At 57.5% G+C, this 18529-nt stretch carries 3 protein-coding genes; 2 read left to right on the forward strand and 1 reads right to left on the reverse strand.

Features of this window, described 5'->3' with window-relative positions:
- Window positions 1-72: 72 nt before the first annotated feature.
- On the reverse strand, window positions 73-13926 hold the full coding sequence (locus ACZRKO_RS09735) for an Ig-like domain-containing protein (protein WP_463736988.1): 13854 nt from the start codon (window positions 13924-13926) through the stop codon (window positions 73-75).
- Window positions 13927-14635: 709 nt separating this feature from the next.
- Here ACZRKO_RS09735 and ACZRKO_RS09740 point away from each other — a divergent pair.
- Window positions 14636-15811, forward strand: a complete 1176-nt coding sequence (locus tag ACZRKO_RS09740; protein WP_463736989.1) for an MFS transporter — start codon at window positions 14636-14638, stop codon at window positions 15809-15811.
- 21 nt (window positions 15812-15832) lie between these two features.
- Entirely contained in the window at window positions 15833-18526 is a 2694-nt protein-coding gene (gene rcsD / locus ACZRKO_RS09745; protein WP_463736990.1) for a phosphotransferase RcsD, read from the forward strand.
- Window positions 18527-18529 lie beyond the last annotated feature (3 nt).

Raw genomic sequence — 18529 nt, forward strand, 5'->3', positions numbered from 1 at the left:
TCTTGTGGCCTGATAAATTCGGTCAATGCAAAAAAAAGGCCCCCGGTGCCTGCGCACCTGAGGGCCTGACTATCAGTTCTGTTGAACGTGCAGACCATGCTGCACTAACACGTCTCCCAACGTGTTAGTGTCAGACAGGGAGGCGTTGTGATAAACGTCGAACGTCAGTCCATCGACGGTGCGCTGGCCGGTTTCGCTCCAGGCGCCGTCGTTGCCTGCCACCAGGTTCACCAGACTTCCGGTTCCCCCTTTGATGATCACTTCGTCGGTCGGGTTATCTTTTACCGTCAGCGCCTCATGCAGGTTCAGTGAGATGCTGTTGGTGCCGGAGGTGCCGAGGTCGAAGATATCGATATGCTCCACTTTCAGACCCAGCAGGGTCAGGTCCAGATGCTGATTGGTGCCCGCCAGCAACAGGGTATCGACACCGGTTCCGCCATCGATTTGTGAGAAATCGAGAGTGTGCACCGAAATGGTGTCGTTACCTGCACCGCCGACTGCCACCCCGTCAGTTGCCGTCAGTTCAATCGTCACGCCGCCGATGGAGAACGCGGTTTCCGCATGGGATGTGGTGTCCGCCGGGCTGGTCGTGGTGGTTGAAGAAGACGAGTCAGTGTCAGGGGTCACCAGAGGATCGGTGAGCGTACTGGTGGTGTGCGTTGTGGTGTCCGTGTTTGAAGTGCTGGTATCGGTGGTATGCACCGCTGCCAGTGTGTGCGTGTCGTCTACAGACAAGGATGCGGCAACGACGTTGGTATCCGGAGGTAATGTTGAACCTGCGGTCAGCCCGACGTGTGCATCGACGGTATTCCCGGCAGCATCAGCAGCATGAATATCAATCACGGTCAGAACACTGGTTAATATCCCCAACAAGTTGAGTGCGCCAATGCTACTGAGCAGTGCACTGCTGAATTTGACCGTCCATGAGCCGTCCGCTTGTACCGTTCCCGACAGCGTGTTACCCACCAGCGTGACGCTGACCTGGCCGCCCTGTGCAATGTTGCGGCTGGTCCCGCTCAGCGTTAACCCTTGTCCACCGAGAATGTTGAGCACAACCCCCAGCGTGACGTTGAGTAATGGATTGAGCGCCACCAGCGGCAGTTCATGCGTTTTAACGATAAGCGGGCTGGTTTGTGTCGTGATGTTGCCCACGCCGTCCGTGACCGTCACGTTGACCGTTGTCGTACCATCGGCAATCCCTTTCAGCTCTGCCGAGGTATAGACTACATTCCACACACCACCGGTGATTGCCCCGGTATGAATGATCCCGCCGACGTTAACCGACACGCTCCCTGACTGCACATTGGTGGTGCCGCTCAGGGTCTCACTACTGTTGGCTTCAGACAGATTGAGGTAACCATCGCCGCCAAACAGCGTGCCGAGCACCAGCGATGGCAAGGTATGAATCCCCACCGTCGCCGTGGCGCTGCCGCTGATGGAATGCCCGGCGGCGTTGGTGACAGAGGCGCCAACGTTCAGCGTTCCGTCCAGCAAACCAGCCAGTACCGCAGGCAGTACGCTGACAGAGAAGGTGCCATCGGCTTTCACCAGCGCATTCAGGGTGGCGCCGCCCACGGTCAGGGTGACCGTCGAACCGACTGCGTTAGTCGTGGTTCCGCTGATGGTCTGAGTAAGTAGAGCATCAGCCGCGTTGAGCAGTCCGTCACCAAACAGCGGGTTGAGGCTGATGGTTGGCAGAGCCTGCGCGATGACGCTGAGCAGACCGGAAGCGCTGCCAATGTTGCCGGTCGCATCCGTCACGCTCGCCGACACATTGATATTGCCGTCGAGAATATTGCCCAGATCCAGCGGCGGCACGGTGACACTAAATACGCCCCCCGCCCCGACGGTTGCGGTGTAGCTCTTACCATTGAGCGACACCTGCACCTGCGCGCCCTGCGCCACATTCGTAGCAATGCCGCTGATGGTCTGACCGGTCAGCAAGTCCACCACGCTCAGTACGCCGTCGCCGAAGATTGGATTAAGAACAATCGATGGCAAGTTGTGAATACCGACCAGGATCCCGGCGCTGGCACTGCTGGTATTGCCCACGGCGTCGGTCACGGTAGCGCTGACGCCAATGTTACCGTTGAGCAGTTGCGACAACTGCAACGGATTTAGCGACGCCGAGAAGTGCCCGGTACCGTCTACCGTGGCAGTCAGGGAGAGCGTACCCACGGTAATGTTGACAGTGGAACCCGCGGCTGCGTTGGCTACCGTGCCACTGATGGTTTGGGTCAGCGCCGCTTCGGCGGCATTCAGGATACCGTCACCGCCGAAGACCGTATCCAGCACCACTTTCGGCAACTGGTTGATGATCACGTTCGCATTGGCAGAAATTGACGCCACGTTGCCAGCACCGTTCGCTACCGACACGCCGATCGCCAGCGTGCCGTCGGTCAGCGCTTTCAGGTCGCCCGGTTGCAGGGTGACGCTGAAATTACCGCCTGCATCGGTTACGCCGAGGAAGGTTTTGCCCCCCAGGGTGACATTCACCGTGGTCCCGGCGGTCACTCCGCCTACTACACCGCCAATGGTTTGTGTCGTCAGCGCATCGACTGCGTTAAGCACGCCATGATCAAGAATGGAGGTAAGGGAAAGGGTCGGCAACGCCACGTTAACCGCCACCTGTGCGCTGGTATTTGCACTGTTGCCGGTAATGTCAGTCACGCTGACGTCAACACCCAGGGTTCCGGTCAGCAAACCGGTTAACGAACTGACCGGCACAGTCACGCTGAAGTGCCCGGTGGCATCAACCAGCGCATTTAACGGCGGAGAGCCATTGCCGAGCGTGACCAATACCGTCGTGCCTGCCGCCACGTTTTTAATCGTCCCGGTGATGGTCTGATTGAGCAGCAAATCTGCGGCATTCAGTAAACCATCGCCAAACAGCGGGTCGAGAATAATTTGTGGCAGGTTGTGCAGTGCGACGGTCAGTTGATTGAGGGTTTGCGAAACGGTATTACCCGCCGCGTCGGTCACAGAGAGAATGACCGGCACTACGCCGTCCGCCAGCGCATTCAGCGCGCCCGCAGGCACCGCAATATTGTACAGATTGTTGAGCACGGTGCCGGTAAAGGTTTGTGCCCCCACCGTCAGTGTGACAACCGCTCCGTTAGCCGCCGTCACTGCGCCGCTGACAGTTTGTGCCGCCGCTGACTCAGCCACGTTAAGAATGCTGTCCACGCCGCCAAGCGCCGACGTGACAGCGCCAATCACCGGCACGGTTTTCGCGATATCGAGGTTCAGCACATCGACTTTGCTGTTACCCGCCGCATCGGTCACGGTGAGATTCAGCGCCAGCGGGCCATCAGCCAGATTGGCCAGCAGCGTTGGCGGGATAACCAGACTCCAGGCCCCGTTCGCGCCCACGTTGGCACTGACGGTTTGCCCACCAACTTGTACGGAGACGACTGCGCCCACCCCTGCATCGGTCGTCACACCGCTGAGAGTCTGGCCGAGCAGCGCACCGGCAGCGTTCAGCACCGTATTACCGACCGAGCCAAGACCGCTGACCACGGAGACATTCAGCAGGCTGTTGAACAGAATGTTCAGGCCAAGATCGACGCTGGTGGTATTGCCTGCCCCATCCGCAACGGTCGCGTTGAGGATAGTCGGACCGTCGAGCAGACCTGAAAGCTGGTTTGGCAACAGTTGCAGGCTCCATGTCCCGCCAGGCTGAATAACCGCCGTGCCGACCGTGACACCCGCCAGCGTGACGGTCACGGTCTGGCCGTCGGCGCCACTTGAGGTTCCGCTTAACAGCGTACCCAACAGCGATTCGGCCAGGTTAATGACGTTATCTCCCGCCACCACGTTCAGGTTCAGCAGTGGCGCTGAGGTGTCGGTGGTGAACGTGTGGGTATCGGTGGTGACGTTACCGGCAGCGTCGCTGAGGCTGGCAGTAATGATGTTGCTGCCTTGCGGTACTGCCTGCAAATCACCGGCCGGGATCGTGGTGGTCCAACTGCCGTTTCCGGCGACGACTGCGGTGTACGTTTTCGAGTTCAGCGTCACTGTCACGGTACGGCCCGCTTCCGTGGTGGATGCCGTACCGCTGACGGCCTGACCGGCAGCGGCTTCGGTGCTGTTGAGCACGTCATTACCGGCAAAGGCGCTCACCGTCAGCGTTGGCGGCGTGCGGTCAACGACGACCGTTTCACTGACCGTCGCCACCACCGTTCCCGGGACTGGCAGAATACTGATCAGCTCGGCGGAAACGTTATACGTGCCGTCGAGTGGGAAAGTCGTCAAGGCCACCAGCGGAACCGCCAGGCTCCAGGTACCGTTACCCGCCAGAACAATCGGTGCCGTCCCCACGACGACGCCATTCACGAACACGTTCACTGTCTGTACCACCGCTGCATTGCGGTATTCACCGCCTACGGCCAGCGTCAGGTTGAGGTTATCTCCCACATTGATAATGTTGTCGGTGCTGATCGGGTTGATGGTCAGGAACGGGTTGACCGGCGCGGTCAAATCTACCGTGAAGCTGGTGCCACCGCTGGCGGTGTTACCCGCCAGATCGTTAACACTCACCGTGACGTTTTCGGTGCCTGTCCCCAACCCTTGTAGCTGGGCAGGTGTGAGGGTCAAACTCCAGCTGCCATCGGCCTGCACCAGCGCCGTCAGCGGCCCGGCGATGCCAGGAATAGTAATGTTGACGGTCTCGCCCTGCTGAACATGCGTGGTGCTACCGGACAACACCTGCGGCACGCGGCTTTCTGCGTAATCCAGCGCGTTATCACCGGCGAAGGTGGCAACAGACACGGTTGGCAACAAGGTATTAGCAATACCGACTTGAGTGCTGATGTTGCTGGTATTGCCAGAAACGTCGGTCGCGGTGACCACAATCGTCTGGTCACCCTGTGGCAGGGTCGCCATGTCCGCTGGGGTCAGGTTCAGTGTCCAGACGCCGTCGAGCACTGTGGCATCAAACGGCACGCCGCCAATGGTGACATGCACTGCCGTGCCGTCTGTGGTGCCCGAGATCCCGGCGTTAGATTGCGCTTCCGTGGCGTTCAGATAACCATCAACGAACACGCTGGTGACAGCCACCACCGGTGGCGTAAAGTCCGTGGTAAACGGCAGCGATGTGCTGGCGGTGTTGCCGCTGGCATCGGTGACAGTCACGTTGACTGAATGCGGTATACCGGTCAGCGTGCTGAGCGTGCCCGCAGGCAGCGTCAGGCTCCAGCTGCCGTCGGCCTCCACGGTGGCGTTGTACTGCACCCCGTTGAGGTCGATGGACAGTTTCACATTCTGGTTATCACCCTGGATCCCGGTGATCCCGGTAATGGTCTGTGCAGCACCCGCTTCGGCGATATTCAGAATATTGTCGCCGCCAAACAGCGCATTGATGGCTGGCGTTGGCGTGGCAAAATCCACATTAAAGGTCAGCGGCGCACTGCTGCTGCTGTTGCCGAACTCATTGGTGCTGGTCACCGTAATGGCGTGACTCGGCAGACCGCTCAGATCAGCGAGTTCAGATGGGGTGAGGGTCAGTGTCCAGCTGCCGTCAGCCGCCACGGTGGCCGTTAACGGCGAGGCGTTACCGGCAAAGGTGACGGTGACCGTTTGCCCTGCACCGATGACGCCAGTGGATCCACTGAGCGTCTGCCCTGCTGCGGCTTCGGCCGTGTTGAGAATGCCGTCGCCAAACGGCAGTGCAAGGGTTGGGATCGGCGGTGGAGTGAGCTGTACGCCCAGAATTTCATTGGCGTTGCTGGTGTTACCGGCAGCGTCTGACGCGGTCACGCTGACCGTCCAGTTGCCGTTCGGCAAGGTTTGTAGCAGTGAGGGTTCCAGATCCAGTGTCCAGGTTCCGGCGGTATCAATGACGGTGGCGGTGTAGTTATTGCCGTTGATGTTGACGATAACACTTTGGCCCAGGCTGGTGATCCCCGTCACGCCGCTGAGCGTCCCACCTGCTGCGGCTTCATTGAAATTGATGAGGCCATTGAAGCTGTCCGTCACAGTGACAACCGGCAGCGTATGGATCAACGCAGTGAAACCCTGCGTGCCGCTGGTGCTGTTGCCGGCGGCGTCCGTCACAGTAACAGTCACCGTGTTGTCACCGTCCGCCAGCCCTTCAAGGGTGGTGGTTGGGAGAGTGGCAGTCCAGGTACCATCCGGCCCAACAGTGGCAGTGACATTATGAGCAGAGTTGCCATCCACACTGACAATCACGGTTTGCCCCGGCCCGGTAATACCGGTAGAACCAGTGATGATCTGATTCACGCCCGCTTCCAGCTGGTTCAGCGCACCGTCCACAAACGGCGTGTTAATTACCGGAATCGGTGGTGCAGTCAGATCCACAGTCAGGCTGTGGCTGGCAGATGCCGGGTTACCGTTGGCATCCGTCACACTGACGGTCACATTGCTGACGCCATCGGTCAGGGCGCCAAGCAGGTTGGCCGCCACCGGCGCACTCCAGATCCCACCCACGACCGTTCCGCTGATATTGATGCCCCCGGTGAGAACACCGTTGACTAAGGTTCCACCGATATTCACCGTCACCGTCGTGCTGTCTGGCAGGTTGCTGCTGGTCCCGGTAATGTTAAAGCCGCCTGCGGCTTCGGCAATATTCAGGATGTTGTCGCTGGTAACGGAATCCAGCGTCAGCGTCGGCAGTTGGTTGATTGCCAATGAAATCTCAGGATCCACTGAAACAACAATGTTGTTACCCGCCGGGTCAGTGGCCGTCGCGGTGATAGGGAGCAGACCGTCGGTGGTAATGGCATGCAAATCCCCCGCAGGCACGGTCAGTGACCAGGTACCGTCACCCAGCACTACGGTGGTGTAATTGACATTATTGAGGGTGACCGTCACGGTCACCCCCGCCTCGCCGGTACCGGAGACCGGTAAACCGGCCAGCGCTTCGGCCGCGTTGAGGATGTTGTCTAAACCCGTGTCCACCACAATCGTCAGCAACGGCGGTGTGGTATCGACGGTCACGGTGTGAGTGCCGGTAGCAACGTTATCTGCCACATCCGTACCCGTCACCGTAACGGTGTAAGCCTGGTTTTGCAGCGCCTCAACGGCATTGGCCGGAACGGTCACCGTCCAGGTACCATCCGCCGCAACGGTGGTTGGATATCCCTCGTTATTGAGGTTAACGATGATCGTTTCACCGGCAACAAGATGGTTAGACGTGCCGCTGATCACCAGCGGCTGGCTGTGCTCGGTGCTGTTGATCACGTCATCGCCGGAAATTGGCGAAACCGTGATGGTTGGCAGATCCGCCGGATCGGCAATGACGCTGACGTTGTGCGTCGCCGAAGCCGGGTTACCCGCCAGATCACTGCTGCTGGCGGTAATGGTGGTTTGACCGTCAGCCAGATTCGAGAAATCAGCCGGCTGAACGGTCAGGGTCCAGGTACCATCGGCCGCAATGTTTGCCGTGTAGTTGTTTCCGTTGAAGACTACGGTAACGGCCTGTCCTGCTTCCAGATGGGTTGAGGTACCGCTGATCACCAGCGGATCGCCTTTTTCAGTCGCGTTGATGTAATCATCGCCGGACACCGCGCCAATGGTCAGCGTTGGCAGACTGGCCGGATTGGCATCAATGCTGAAACTGTGCAACTGCGTGGTCGTATTGCCCGCCGCATCCGTGATGCTGGCGGTGAGATTGTAGGTATCGTTCGCCAGTGCCTGCACCACGTTACCCGGCAAGGTCAGACTCCAGGAGCCATCGGCATGCACCACGGCGGTGTAGCTGCCACTCTGGAAAGTCACGGTGACAGTCTGTCCGGCATCATTAAGCGAGGCAGTCCCTGAGACCACGACCGGCTGCAAGGACTCCGCAGCATTGATGATGTCATCGCTCGCGATCGGGCTGACCGTCAGCGTTGGTGCCACCAGATCAACCGTGATAGCGCTGGTCACACTGCCCACGTTGCCGACACTGTCGGTCACGGTGACCACAATGCTTTGCGGGCCTTCACCGAGCGCCTGCAATACCGAACTCTGTACGTCGAGGTGCCATAACCCGCCTGCGTCCACAGTAGCGGGATAATCCCTGCCACCCAATGTCACGATCACCGTCCCCCCAGCACCGACCTCCCCGGTGGTACCGCTCAGGGTTTGTGTCCCGGCGGCTTCCAAAATATTGAGGAAGGTGTCACCGAACGGGGTATTGATGGACGGTGTTGGCGCGGTATCCGCCCCGGCCACGGTGTAGTTCTCCGTGAAGGTCGTAACATTACCCGCCGCATCGCTCAGTGTGGCTGTCAGTACATATTGACCGCTGCCAATGCTGTCCAGAGAACCGGCCGGAACCGGCACGGACCATGTGCCATCGCCTGCCACGATCGCCTGATAATTCTGCCCACCAAAGCTGATGTTTACTGTGCGCCCCGCTTCGCTGAGCGACGCCGTACCGGTAATAGAGAAGCCATCTGCATTTTCGCTGACGTTCACCGTGCCATCGGTGGCGACCGGCGCCACGATCAGGGTCGGTGGCGTAAAGTCGACGGTCACCGTTCCGGGGGTCGTTGCGCTGTTACCTGCGGCATCCGTGGCGACCACGCTGATCGCGTCCGGTCCCGCTGGCAGTGTCTGCAGGTCAGCGGACGGAATACTGACGGTCCAGTTGCCGCTGATGTCCACTGTCGCCATGTAGTCATGCCCGCCGAGGCTCACCGTGACGGTTTGCCCGTTGCCGGAAACACCGGTCGTCCCGCTCAGCGATTGCGCCGAGGTGGCTTCGGTGCTGCCCAGCAAACCATCGGTAAATGGTGTGTTAAGGGTTGGTGAAGGCAGATCGTGAATAAACACACCAAGATTAACGGTGTTGGTAATAGTGACGCCCGCTTCATCCGTAGTAGAAACGCTCACCAGATTCGGGCCATCGGCCAGCGCGTTCAGGGCCGCTGACGGCACCGTGGTCGTCCATGTGCCGTCGGCACCGACGGTCGCGTTATAGTTCTGACCATTGAGTGTCACCACCACCGCGGTGCCCACCGCGACATCCGCCGTGGTTCCGCTGATAGTGATCCCTGCTGCCGCTTCGGTGACGTTGACGTTGCCATCACCACTGATCGGGTTGATCGCAATGCCGCTTAAGGTACTGTTCACCGTAAAGCTTTCGCTGCCCGTGGTCGGGTTGCCCGCGACGTCAGACACGCTGACGTTGAACGTCGCCGTGCCGTCGGCCAGCCCTTGCAACACCGCCGCCGGGATGGTGGCGCTCCACGCGCCACTGGCCTGGACCGTCGCAGAATAGCTTTCCGCGCCGATGGTAATGGTGACAATCTGGCCGGATTCCACATGGGTGGTCGTCCCGCTGAGGGTCTGATCCACCGTCCGCTCTGCACCATCCAGCACGTTATCCACAGCGAATGCGTTCAGCGCAATGGTCGGCAGCAGCAGCGGATCGGCCGTCAGTGTGACGCTCGATGTGATCGTCGTGCTGTTTCCGGCAGCGTCAGACAGCGTGGCGGTGACGGTGTAATCCCCGTTCGCCAGACCGGCCAACGCGTTGGCAGGAACAGACGTGCTCCAGGAACCATCGCCCGCGACGACCGCGGTATAGGTCTGTCCGTTAATGTTCAGGGTGACAGTGCGGCCCGCATCGCCAATGTCTGCCGTCCCGCTGACTGGAATGGCCGCCGCGGCTTCAGCAGCATTGATGATGCCGTCGGTCGCGATGGTATTGATAGTCAGGGTTGGCGGTGTGAAATCAACCGTGACACTGCTGGTCAGGGTGTCGGTATTGCCTGCGGCATCCGTTGCGGTCACCAGAATCGGATTGGCTCCCGGCGGCAAGGTTTGCAAATCAGCAGAAGGAACCTGAACGGTCCAGAAACCGTTGTCGCCCACGGTGGCCGTATAATCATGGCCATTAATAGTGACCACGACAGTCTGTCCGTCACCGGTCGTGCCGGTCGTGCCGCTCAGCGTTTGAACCGCAGCCGCTTCGGCGATGCCTAACAAACCATCACCAAACGGTGTGTTAATGGTGGGATCCGGCAGATCATGGGTATACACGCCGACGCTGATGCTGTTGCTCAGCGGATTACCCGACGCATCAACCGCTTGCGCGGTAATGGTATTCGGGCCGTCCGTAAGCAGTGCCAGATCTGCCGTCGGAATGCTGATGCTCCAGGTACCATCCGGTCCGACGGTGGCGTTATAGGTTTTGCCGTTGAGGGTAACGATCACCGTAGCGCCCGCTGCAACGTCAAACGACGTGCCGCTGACCTGCACCGGCGCGCCCGCTTCAGTGGCATTGATGCGGTTATCACCGGCAATGGTGTCTATGCCCAGCCCACCCAGTTCGACGTTAACCGTGAAGTTCTCGGTTGCGGTGCTAACGTTGCCTGCTTTGTCCGCGACGTTCACACTGATGGTTTGCGTGCCGTCGGTCAGGGTCAGCAAATCAGCAGCCGGTACAGAGACGCTCCATGCGCCACTGTCCTGCACCACAGCCGTGTAAGTGTGTCCGTTAAGGGTGATGCTTACCAACTGACCGGCTTCCACATTGGCCGTCGAGCCACTGAGCACCTGCGGTGCCAGACGTTCTGCACCGTCCAAAATATTATCGCCCGCGAAGGCGTTCAGTGTAACGACCGGCTGAGCTGCCGGGTCAGTCGCCAGCGTCACGCTGGTGTTATCCGTGGTGGTGTTGCCTGCCGTATCGCTGAGGGAGACCTGCACCGGCAACGTGCCGTTGGCATGGCCAGTCAGCGCATCGGCCGGAATGGTGATACTCCAGTTGCCATTGCCCAGTACCGTGCCGGTATAGCTGATACCGTTGAGGGTCAGCGTAACGGTGCGGCCCGCTTCGGAAATCGAGGCCGTACCGGTGACGGAGATATCAGCATGTGCTTCGGCGATGCTAATCAGTCCGTCGCCGGAAATCGGATTTACCGTCAGGGTTGGGGCGGTGAGATCCACACTGACCGTCGGGCTGATGCTGCTGCTGTTACCCACGCTGTCGGTGGCTATCACGTTGACGGCATTATTACCGGCAGGCAAGGCCTGCAAGTCTGCAGCAGGAACAGTGACACTCCAGTTACCCGCCGCATCCACCGTGGCGGTGTAGTTTTTGCCATTGAGGGTGACCAGTACACTCTGGCCGTCACCGGTTTCACCCGTGGTGCCGCTGATCGTTTGCGGTACGGCGGCTTCGGCAATATTAAGCACACCGTCGCCAAATGGTGGGGTGAGGGTCGGCGTTGGCAGCGAGGTAAAGACGCCCACATCCAGACTGTTGGTCAGAGGATTGCCCAGACTGTCTGTGGTGCTGACGCTGACTGATTGTGCGCCTTCGGCCAGACCGAGCAGGTCGGCTGGTGTCAGGTTGACGCTCCAGCGGCCGTTTGCCAGTACCAGTGCCGAATAAGTATGGCCACCGAAGGTGACGAGTACCGGCGTGCCGGCGTTAACACCCAGCGTAGTTCCGCTGATCGTGATACCCGCTTCGCTTTCCGCCAGGCTGATTTTGTTATCGGCCGTAACCGGGTCAATCGCCACGCCGTCCAGGCCATTACTGACCGTGTAAATTTCACTTGCTGAACCGGCATTGCCTGCACGGTCAGTCACTGTTGCAGTCAGCGTGCCCTGCCCGTTAGCTAACAGCGCTACGTCAGCAACCGGCACAATGACCGTCCAGCTGCCGCTGGCCCCCACTTCTGCGGTGTAGGTTTTACCATTGAGTGTCAGGGTGACGATTTGTCCCGCTTCAACGTTTGTCGCGCTGCCGCTCAGTACCTGCGATACCGCAAGCTCTGCGCCATCAACCAGATTATCCCCGGCAAAGGCATTCAGCGTCAGGGTTGGCTGCACGGTCGGGTCGGTTGCGAAATGCTGATCCAGAGTCACCGTGCCGGTATTACCGGCGGCGTCAGTCAGGGTCGCGGTGATCGGATAGTTACCGGTAAGGCCGCTCAGTGTTCCGGCAGGCAGCGAGGCACTCCAGGTGCCGTTGTCCTGAACCACGGCGGTAAAGCTGTGGCCGTTGACGGTGATATTGACGGTTTTTCCGGCATCGCTGGCGGTGGCCGTCCCGGTCAGGGTTTGCGCGACGGCCGCTTCTGCCAGGTTAATCTGGCCGTCACCGGTCAGCGGATTGATCGTCAGCGTCGGCAGCGTGGTATCTACCGTTGCGGTGGTATTGAGGGTGTTGGTGTTACCTGCGGCGTCCGTAACCGTCACGCTAATTGGCGTGCTGCCTTCCGGCAGGCCGGTCAGCGCAGCGGCAGGAAGCGTCACGCTGTAGCTGCCGCTGGCATCTACCGTGCCGGTATATTGCTGACCATTGAATGTGATCACCACCGTTTGCCCTGCACCACTGACCCCCGTGCTGCCGGTCAGGGTCTGAGGCTGTGTCGCTTCGACCGCATTCAAAATGCCGTCGCCAAAGACCGGATTGAGCGTGGCGTCCGGCAGGTTGTGGATAACCACGTTGAAGGTGAAATTATCACTGATGGGCTCACCGAGCGCATCCGTGCCGCTGACGGTAAAGTGCGCGGTACCATCCTGCAAGGCTGCCAGCGCACTGGCCGGTACTGCAACGCTCCACACGCCGTTGCCGGCGGTGGTTCCTGTGTAGGTCTGGCCGTTGAGGGTGACAGTGATTGTTGAACCGGCCGCAAAGCCGGTGGTGGTTCCGGAAATGGTCAATGTGGCAGCAGCTTCCGCTGCATTGAGTGTGCCGTCACCGGCCACCGGATTGACGGTAATGATCCCTGCGTTTTCATTGACGGTAATCTGAACCGGGGTGCTGCTACCGGTGTTGCCTGCCGCATCGGTCAAGCTGGTGGTCAGACTGTACTGCCCGTTACCCAGCGCTGACACCACGTTGGCCGGAACGGTAACCGACCAGGTACCATCGGCATTCACCGTGGTGGTGTAAGCCACGTTGTTGAAGGTAACGGTTACGGTGCGGCCCGCTTCCGACAGAGAAGCTGTCCCGCTGATGTCCAGCGGCTGGTTGTGTTCGTTGGCATCGATGATGTTATCGCCATCAACCGGATTCACAGTGAGCGTTGGTGCGATAGTATCTACGCCGACGGTCACACCCTGCGTCACCGTATGACCATCAGTTCCGGTTACGCTGACACTGGCAACATAGGTACCGTCGGCCAACGCTTGCAGATCGCCCGCCGGCAGCGTAATGCTCCATGAGCCATCGGCCGCTGTGGTCGTGGTATATGTTTTGCCGTTGAGCGTCAGGGTGACAGTTTGCCCGGTGGTGACGTTGGTCGTGGTCCCGCTGAATACCTGCGCCATGCCGACTTCAGATTTATTCAAAACGTTATCGCCGGCAAAAGTCGCCAGCGTCAGAGTCGGTGCCTGATTAGTCCCGCCGGCACCGCCGTTGTTGCCCCCGGTGCCGCCATTGTTGCCCCCGGAGCCGCCGTTGTTACCGCCGGATCCGCCATTGTTACCACCGGATCCGCCATTGTTACCACCGGATCCGCCGTCATTACTGCTTCCGCCGCCACCTCCACCGCCGCTGTTAGCTGCAATGGCAATACCGGCACCTAATGCCACCACACCGAGTACGGCACCCAGGATGGCGGGATCAAAGTTTGAGCCGTCAAGCAACAAGACGCCGACGTCAGGGATGGTTTCATAGCCCGGTACCACGGCCACGGCAGCGCCTGGCGCAAGACCGGTGTCGACAAAGGTGGCATGTTCAATCGGGTGTACGCCGTCATCAAAGATCAGCTCACTGTGGTGACCTTTGCCGTCGGTATTAAAGAAGCTGTGGTAGCGGACGGTGCTGCCATCCTGCATGTGGATGATCAGGTCGTTGCCCACGCGCTCATAGCTGGTCACCGCAGCGCGGGTGGCGTGAACGCGGACAATGCTGAGTTGATTGAGGTTGACGGTCTGGCTGGCGCCAGAAACCTGGGAAACTACGCTGCCGTTAGTGCGTGACAGTACATCGACGATGACATTGCCATTTTGAGCCATGCTGTGCCCCTTCTAAACCCAGATAAGTAAATACGCACCGCAAAAATTTCTGTCCGATGCAAGCGGAGAGAGACTGAGGTGAATTTATAATCATAAAAACAATGATTTACTTTCCAACTGGTGGGGTGCTGCGTCATGTACTGCCAAGAATTGCCTGAAAACTTCATCCTGATTAACTCACAGGATTTTTTTGTTTAAAACCCGGCTTTTATCCGCCGTAGCTTCATTAGTTATATGCATCATTCCGGTCAAAGACATTGCAAAATTGTTATCGAAACGATAAGAAAAATCGATTGAAAGGTTTAGAAATATAAGTTTGACGGGTCACTTTTCATCAGCTACGCATAATAATTTGACTTTAGAAAGCTGATAAACAAGGAATTTGACTTAAATATGCCTGCGCGGGTAAAACTAAAAAAACGTAATGATTAACTTTATTTATCCAACAAACGCATAACCAAATCTTAATGATTGTGTGATGGACACAAAAAAATCATTTTTAAATCACTTTTCACTTTTCGATAAATAGGATTTTTGGCAATAACGTGCAGGTGGGGTTGCTGTTAAAGTACGTCGCCTTAAAATAAAGGATAGTTGCCAGCTTTTGCCGGGTGTGTGATAAAGCACAGGCCTGTAACGAATCAGGTTTCGTTATTTCACTGATATTGACACCAATCACATACAGATCATTCAAACGGACGCCGATACCATGCCAAGCGACACCACCACATCAGGCAAAGTGTCAGCCCTTTCCTCTCCCCTTCCGGGCCGTGCTCAGCAACATGCCACGCGGGTAATTTTCCTGCTTTCCGGTTTTGCGATGGCCGCTTGGGCGCCGCTGGTCCCTTTTGTGAAACTGCGTCTGGATATCAGTGATGGTACTCTGGGGCTGTTATTGCTGTGTATCGGTGCCGGTTCGACATTCTCGATGCCGCTGACCGGCTTTCTGACCGGCCGGTTGGGTTGTAAGACGGTGATTTTACTGGCCTCGGCGATCTTGTGTCTCGACCTGCCGCTGCTGACACTGATGGAATCGACGACGGGTATGGCGGTGGTGCTGATGGTGTTTGGAGCCGCCATTGGCATGGTGGATGTTGCCATGAACGTTCACGCCGTGGTGGTTGAAAAAGCCAGCGGCAAAGCAATGATGTCCGGTTTTCACGGATTCTTCAGCCTCGGCAGCATTTTCGGCGCGCTTGCCGTCAGCGCGTTGCTCTATTTCGGTCTGACTCCTTTTCAATCGATTTTACTGGTCGTGGCGGTGGTCGCGTTGACGCTTATCCCCACCAGCCCTCACTTCTGGCGACATACGCGTAATAGCGCTGATGGCCCGATGTTTGTGCTGCCGCGCGGCTGGGTGATTTTCCTCGGCCTGCTCTGCTTTGTGATGTTCATGACCGAAGGGTCGATGCTTGACTGGAGCGCGCTGTATCTTGCGACCGAACGCGGCGTGAGCACACATCAGGCAGGTATCGGTTATGCGGTGTTCTCCATTGCGATGACCGCAGGGCGCCTGACGGGCGACCGGATCATCAATGCTATGGGACGGTATAAGGTGCTGTTGTTCGGCAGCCTCTGTGCCAGCCTCGGCATGGTATTGCTGGTGAGTGTCGATAACTTATGGGTGGCCGGACTCGGTTTCATCATGACCGGCTTTGGTGCGTCGAATCTGGTGCCGATTATGTTCAGCGCGGCCGGTAATCAGACAGCAATGCCCGCCAATCTGGCGATTGCATCTGTGACAACGCTCGGCTATGCCGGTATTCTGGCTGGCCCGGCGTTAATTGGTTTTATCGCCCAACTCAGCAGCCTGTCGGTTGCCTTAAGCTGCGTAGCCGCGTTGCTGTTGCTGGTGACTGCCAGCGCACGCGCCGTGACCCGATAATCAAGGAAATGCGTCACCATTATGCCAAGTAAATATCTGTCGCTGACTTCGACCAACATCACGCGGTTCTTTTGGTTGTTCATTTTGCTGCTGGCAATGGGCCTCGGTATGTATGGCTACAATTATACCAATGCCTATCTGAACGATAAGCAGCGAACGTTGCAAACTACCGCCGAACGCCTGCAAAAACGCATCGATAATTATCGTTACATCACCTACCAGATTTATGACAACTTTACCGGCCAGCCGCTGACGCCGGAGGTCACCACCGCGCAGGAAGTGCGTTTGCGTCAGGACATGTATTACATCACCAAACCGCATAAAAAGACGGATGCGCTGATTTTTGGTACGCATGACAGCTCGACACTCGACCTGACGCTAAAAATCTCCTCGTTCCTTGACGATCAGTGGGGCGTGAAGAACCTGCCCTACTCGATGTATTACCTGAACGGTCAGGACAACAGCATGATCCTGATCACCACTCAGCCTTTGCAACAGCAGGACTCCCGGCTGAAAGAGAGTTATTTCACCAGCACGTTACAGGCTCGCCGGGCCGAGATGCTGCAGCAGGCCAATACGCTGGATGAGCGTGAAAGCTACTCCAATTTGCGCAAATCACGCTTCTCCAATGACTACTTCTTCTCGCTGCGCACCACGTTTAATAACCCCGGTCATCTGGCCACCGTGATCGCCTTTGATCTGCCGATGAGTGATCTGATCCCGCTCTCTATGGCGCGGGATAATTTCCAGCTAAATAACGTGAATGACACGGTTAACGAGGGTGACCCAGCCCAGGGAACAGAGATCAGCAGCAGTATCGCGCTGCAGGGATGGTCGGTGAACTTCACCGCGCCGCTGAGTAACTCTCCGCTGACGCTGACCTACCACGTGCCGGTGGTCAGCCTTGTGATGGATCTGTCGCGCAATAACTTCTGGCTGGTGCTGATCAACCTTTTGCTGCTTGGACTGGCGATGGCGGGAATCTATTTCATCCGCCATCAGTACATCCGCCCAAGTGAAAATATGGCGGCGCAGCTGCACACCCAGCAGGCGCTGAATCAGGAGATTATCTCCAGTCTGCCGATTGGTTTGCTGGTCTATAATTTCAGTAACCACAGCGTGGTAGTGAGCAACAAAATTGCCGACCAGCTGCTGCCGCATCTGAGCCTGAATAAAATCGCCAATATGGCGGAGCAGCATCACGGCGTGATCCAAGCGACGGTGAACAACGAAGTGTATGAAATCCGCATGTTGCGCAGTCAGATTTCGCCGGAAACCTACCTGTTCCTGCTGCACGATCAGGACAAAGAGGTGATGGTCAACAAGACGTTGCAACAGGCGCGCCGCGAGTTCGATAAAAACCTGCAGGCCCGTAAACTGATGCTACACAACCTGGGCATTGAGCTTAATCAGCCGCTGAATGAACTTAACGGGCTGGTGCAGGCGTTGACTGAAAGTACTGATACGCAGGAGCGTCAGACGCTGCATGGCCGCCTGCTGAATGAATCACGTAATGCACTGACGCTGGTCGATAACATCACCCTGCTGACACGTCTGGAGACGCAGGACTGGCAACCGGCGCAGCAATCCTACGCACTGTCTGCGCTGGTGGATGAACTGCTGCTGGAGGCGCTGCCAAAACTCAATCAGAAGGGTCTGGCGATACTCAACCATTTCCACCCTGAGCCAGAGGCGAGTTTTGTCGGCGACGGCCAGGCGCTGAAAAAAGTGCTGTCGCTGCTGATTGATTACGCGATTGTGACGACATCGGTAGGGAAAGTGACGCTGACCACCGAACATGATGCCGAACAGCCGGGCCAGCTGATTTTCCACATAACGGATACCGGCAGCGGCATTTCAAAGGAAGAATTGAGTAATCTGAATTATCCTTTCCTGAGCCAGACCATGCTCGACCGCTTTAACCACGGCTCAGGCCTGACCTTCTTCCTGTGCAATCAGTTGTGCAAGAAGCTGGGGGGACAACTGGAGATTCGCAGCAAGCTGGACATTGGCACCCGTTATACGGTGCGCATTAAACAGACGCTTGAAGCGGTAGAACCTCAGGCAGCCTATGAGAACTTGCTTGATGACGTGACGCTGCTGCTGGATATCACCTCGGAAGAGGTACGCGGAATTGTGACACGCACCATGAACGCCTATGGCGCAGTGTGCATTGTGGCGGATGAGCGTCAGGTCACCCGCGAGTACGATGTTTTACTGACAGATAACCCGCAGAACAGCGACCAATACACGCTGTTGCTGACCAGCGATGAAGCCGGTTTCCAGCAGCTTGAAAAGCATTACATTCGCGTCAACTACAACATCAGCAGTGCGCTGATTGACGCAACCCTACTGTTAATTGAGCAGCAATTTGCTGAGTCAGATGGCCGTGTCAACACCGAAGAACCCGGAGAAGACTCTCTCGATTTTTACGAAAAACAGCTCAAATCAAGCGATTACTATCAGCTTTTCGTCGAGACAGTACCGGAAGATCTTGAGAAACTGTATAATGAAAACCAACGTCGTGATTTTACATCACTGTCCCAAACCGCTCATCGCCTCAAGGGGGTGTTCGCGATGCTGAACCTGACCCCAGGCAAGCACTTGTGTGAAACGTTAGAACAACATATCGTCGCTGGCGACGTATTGATGATCACCGATAACATTAATCACATTGATTTTTTTGTCTCCAGACTGCTGCAGCAAGGTAGCTAATCA

The sequence above is a fragment of the Ewingella sp. C233 genome (assembly GCF_055407225.1).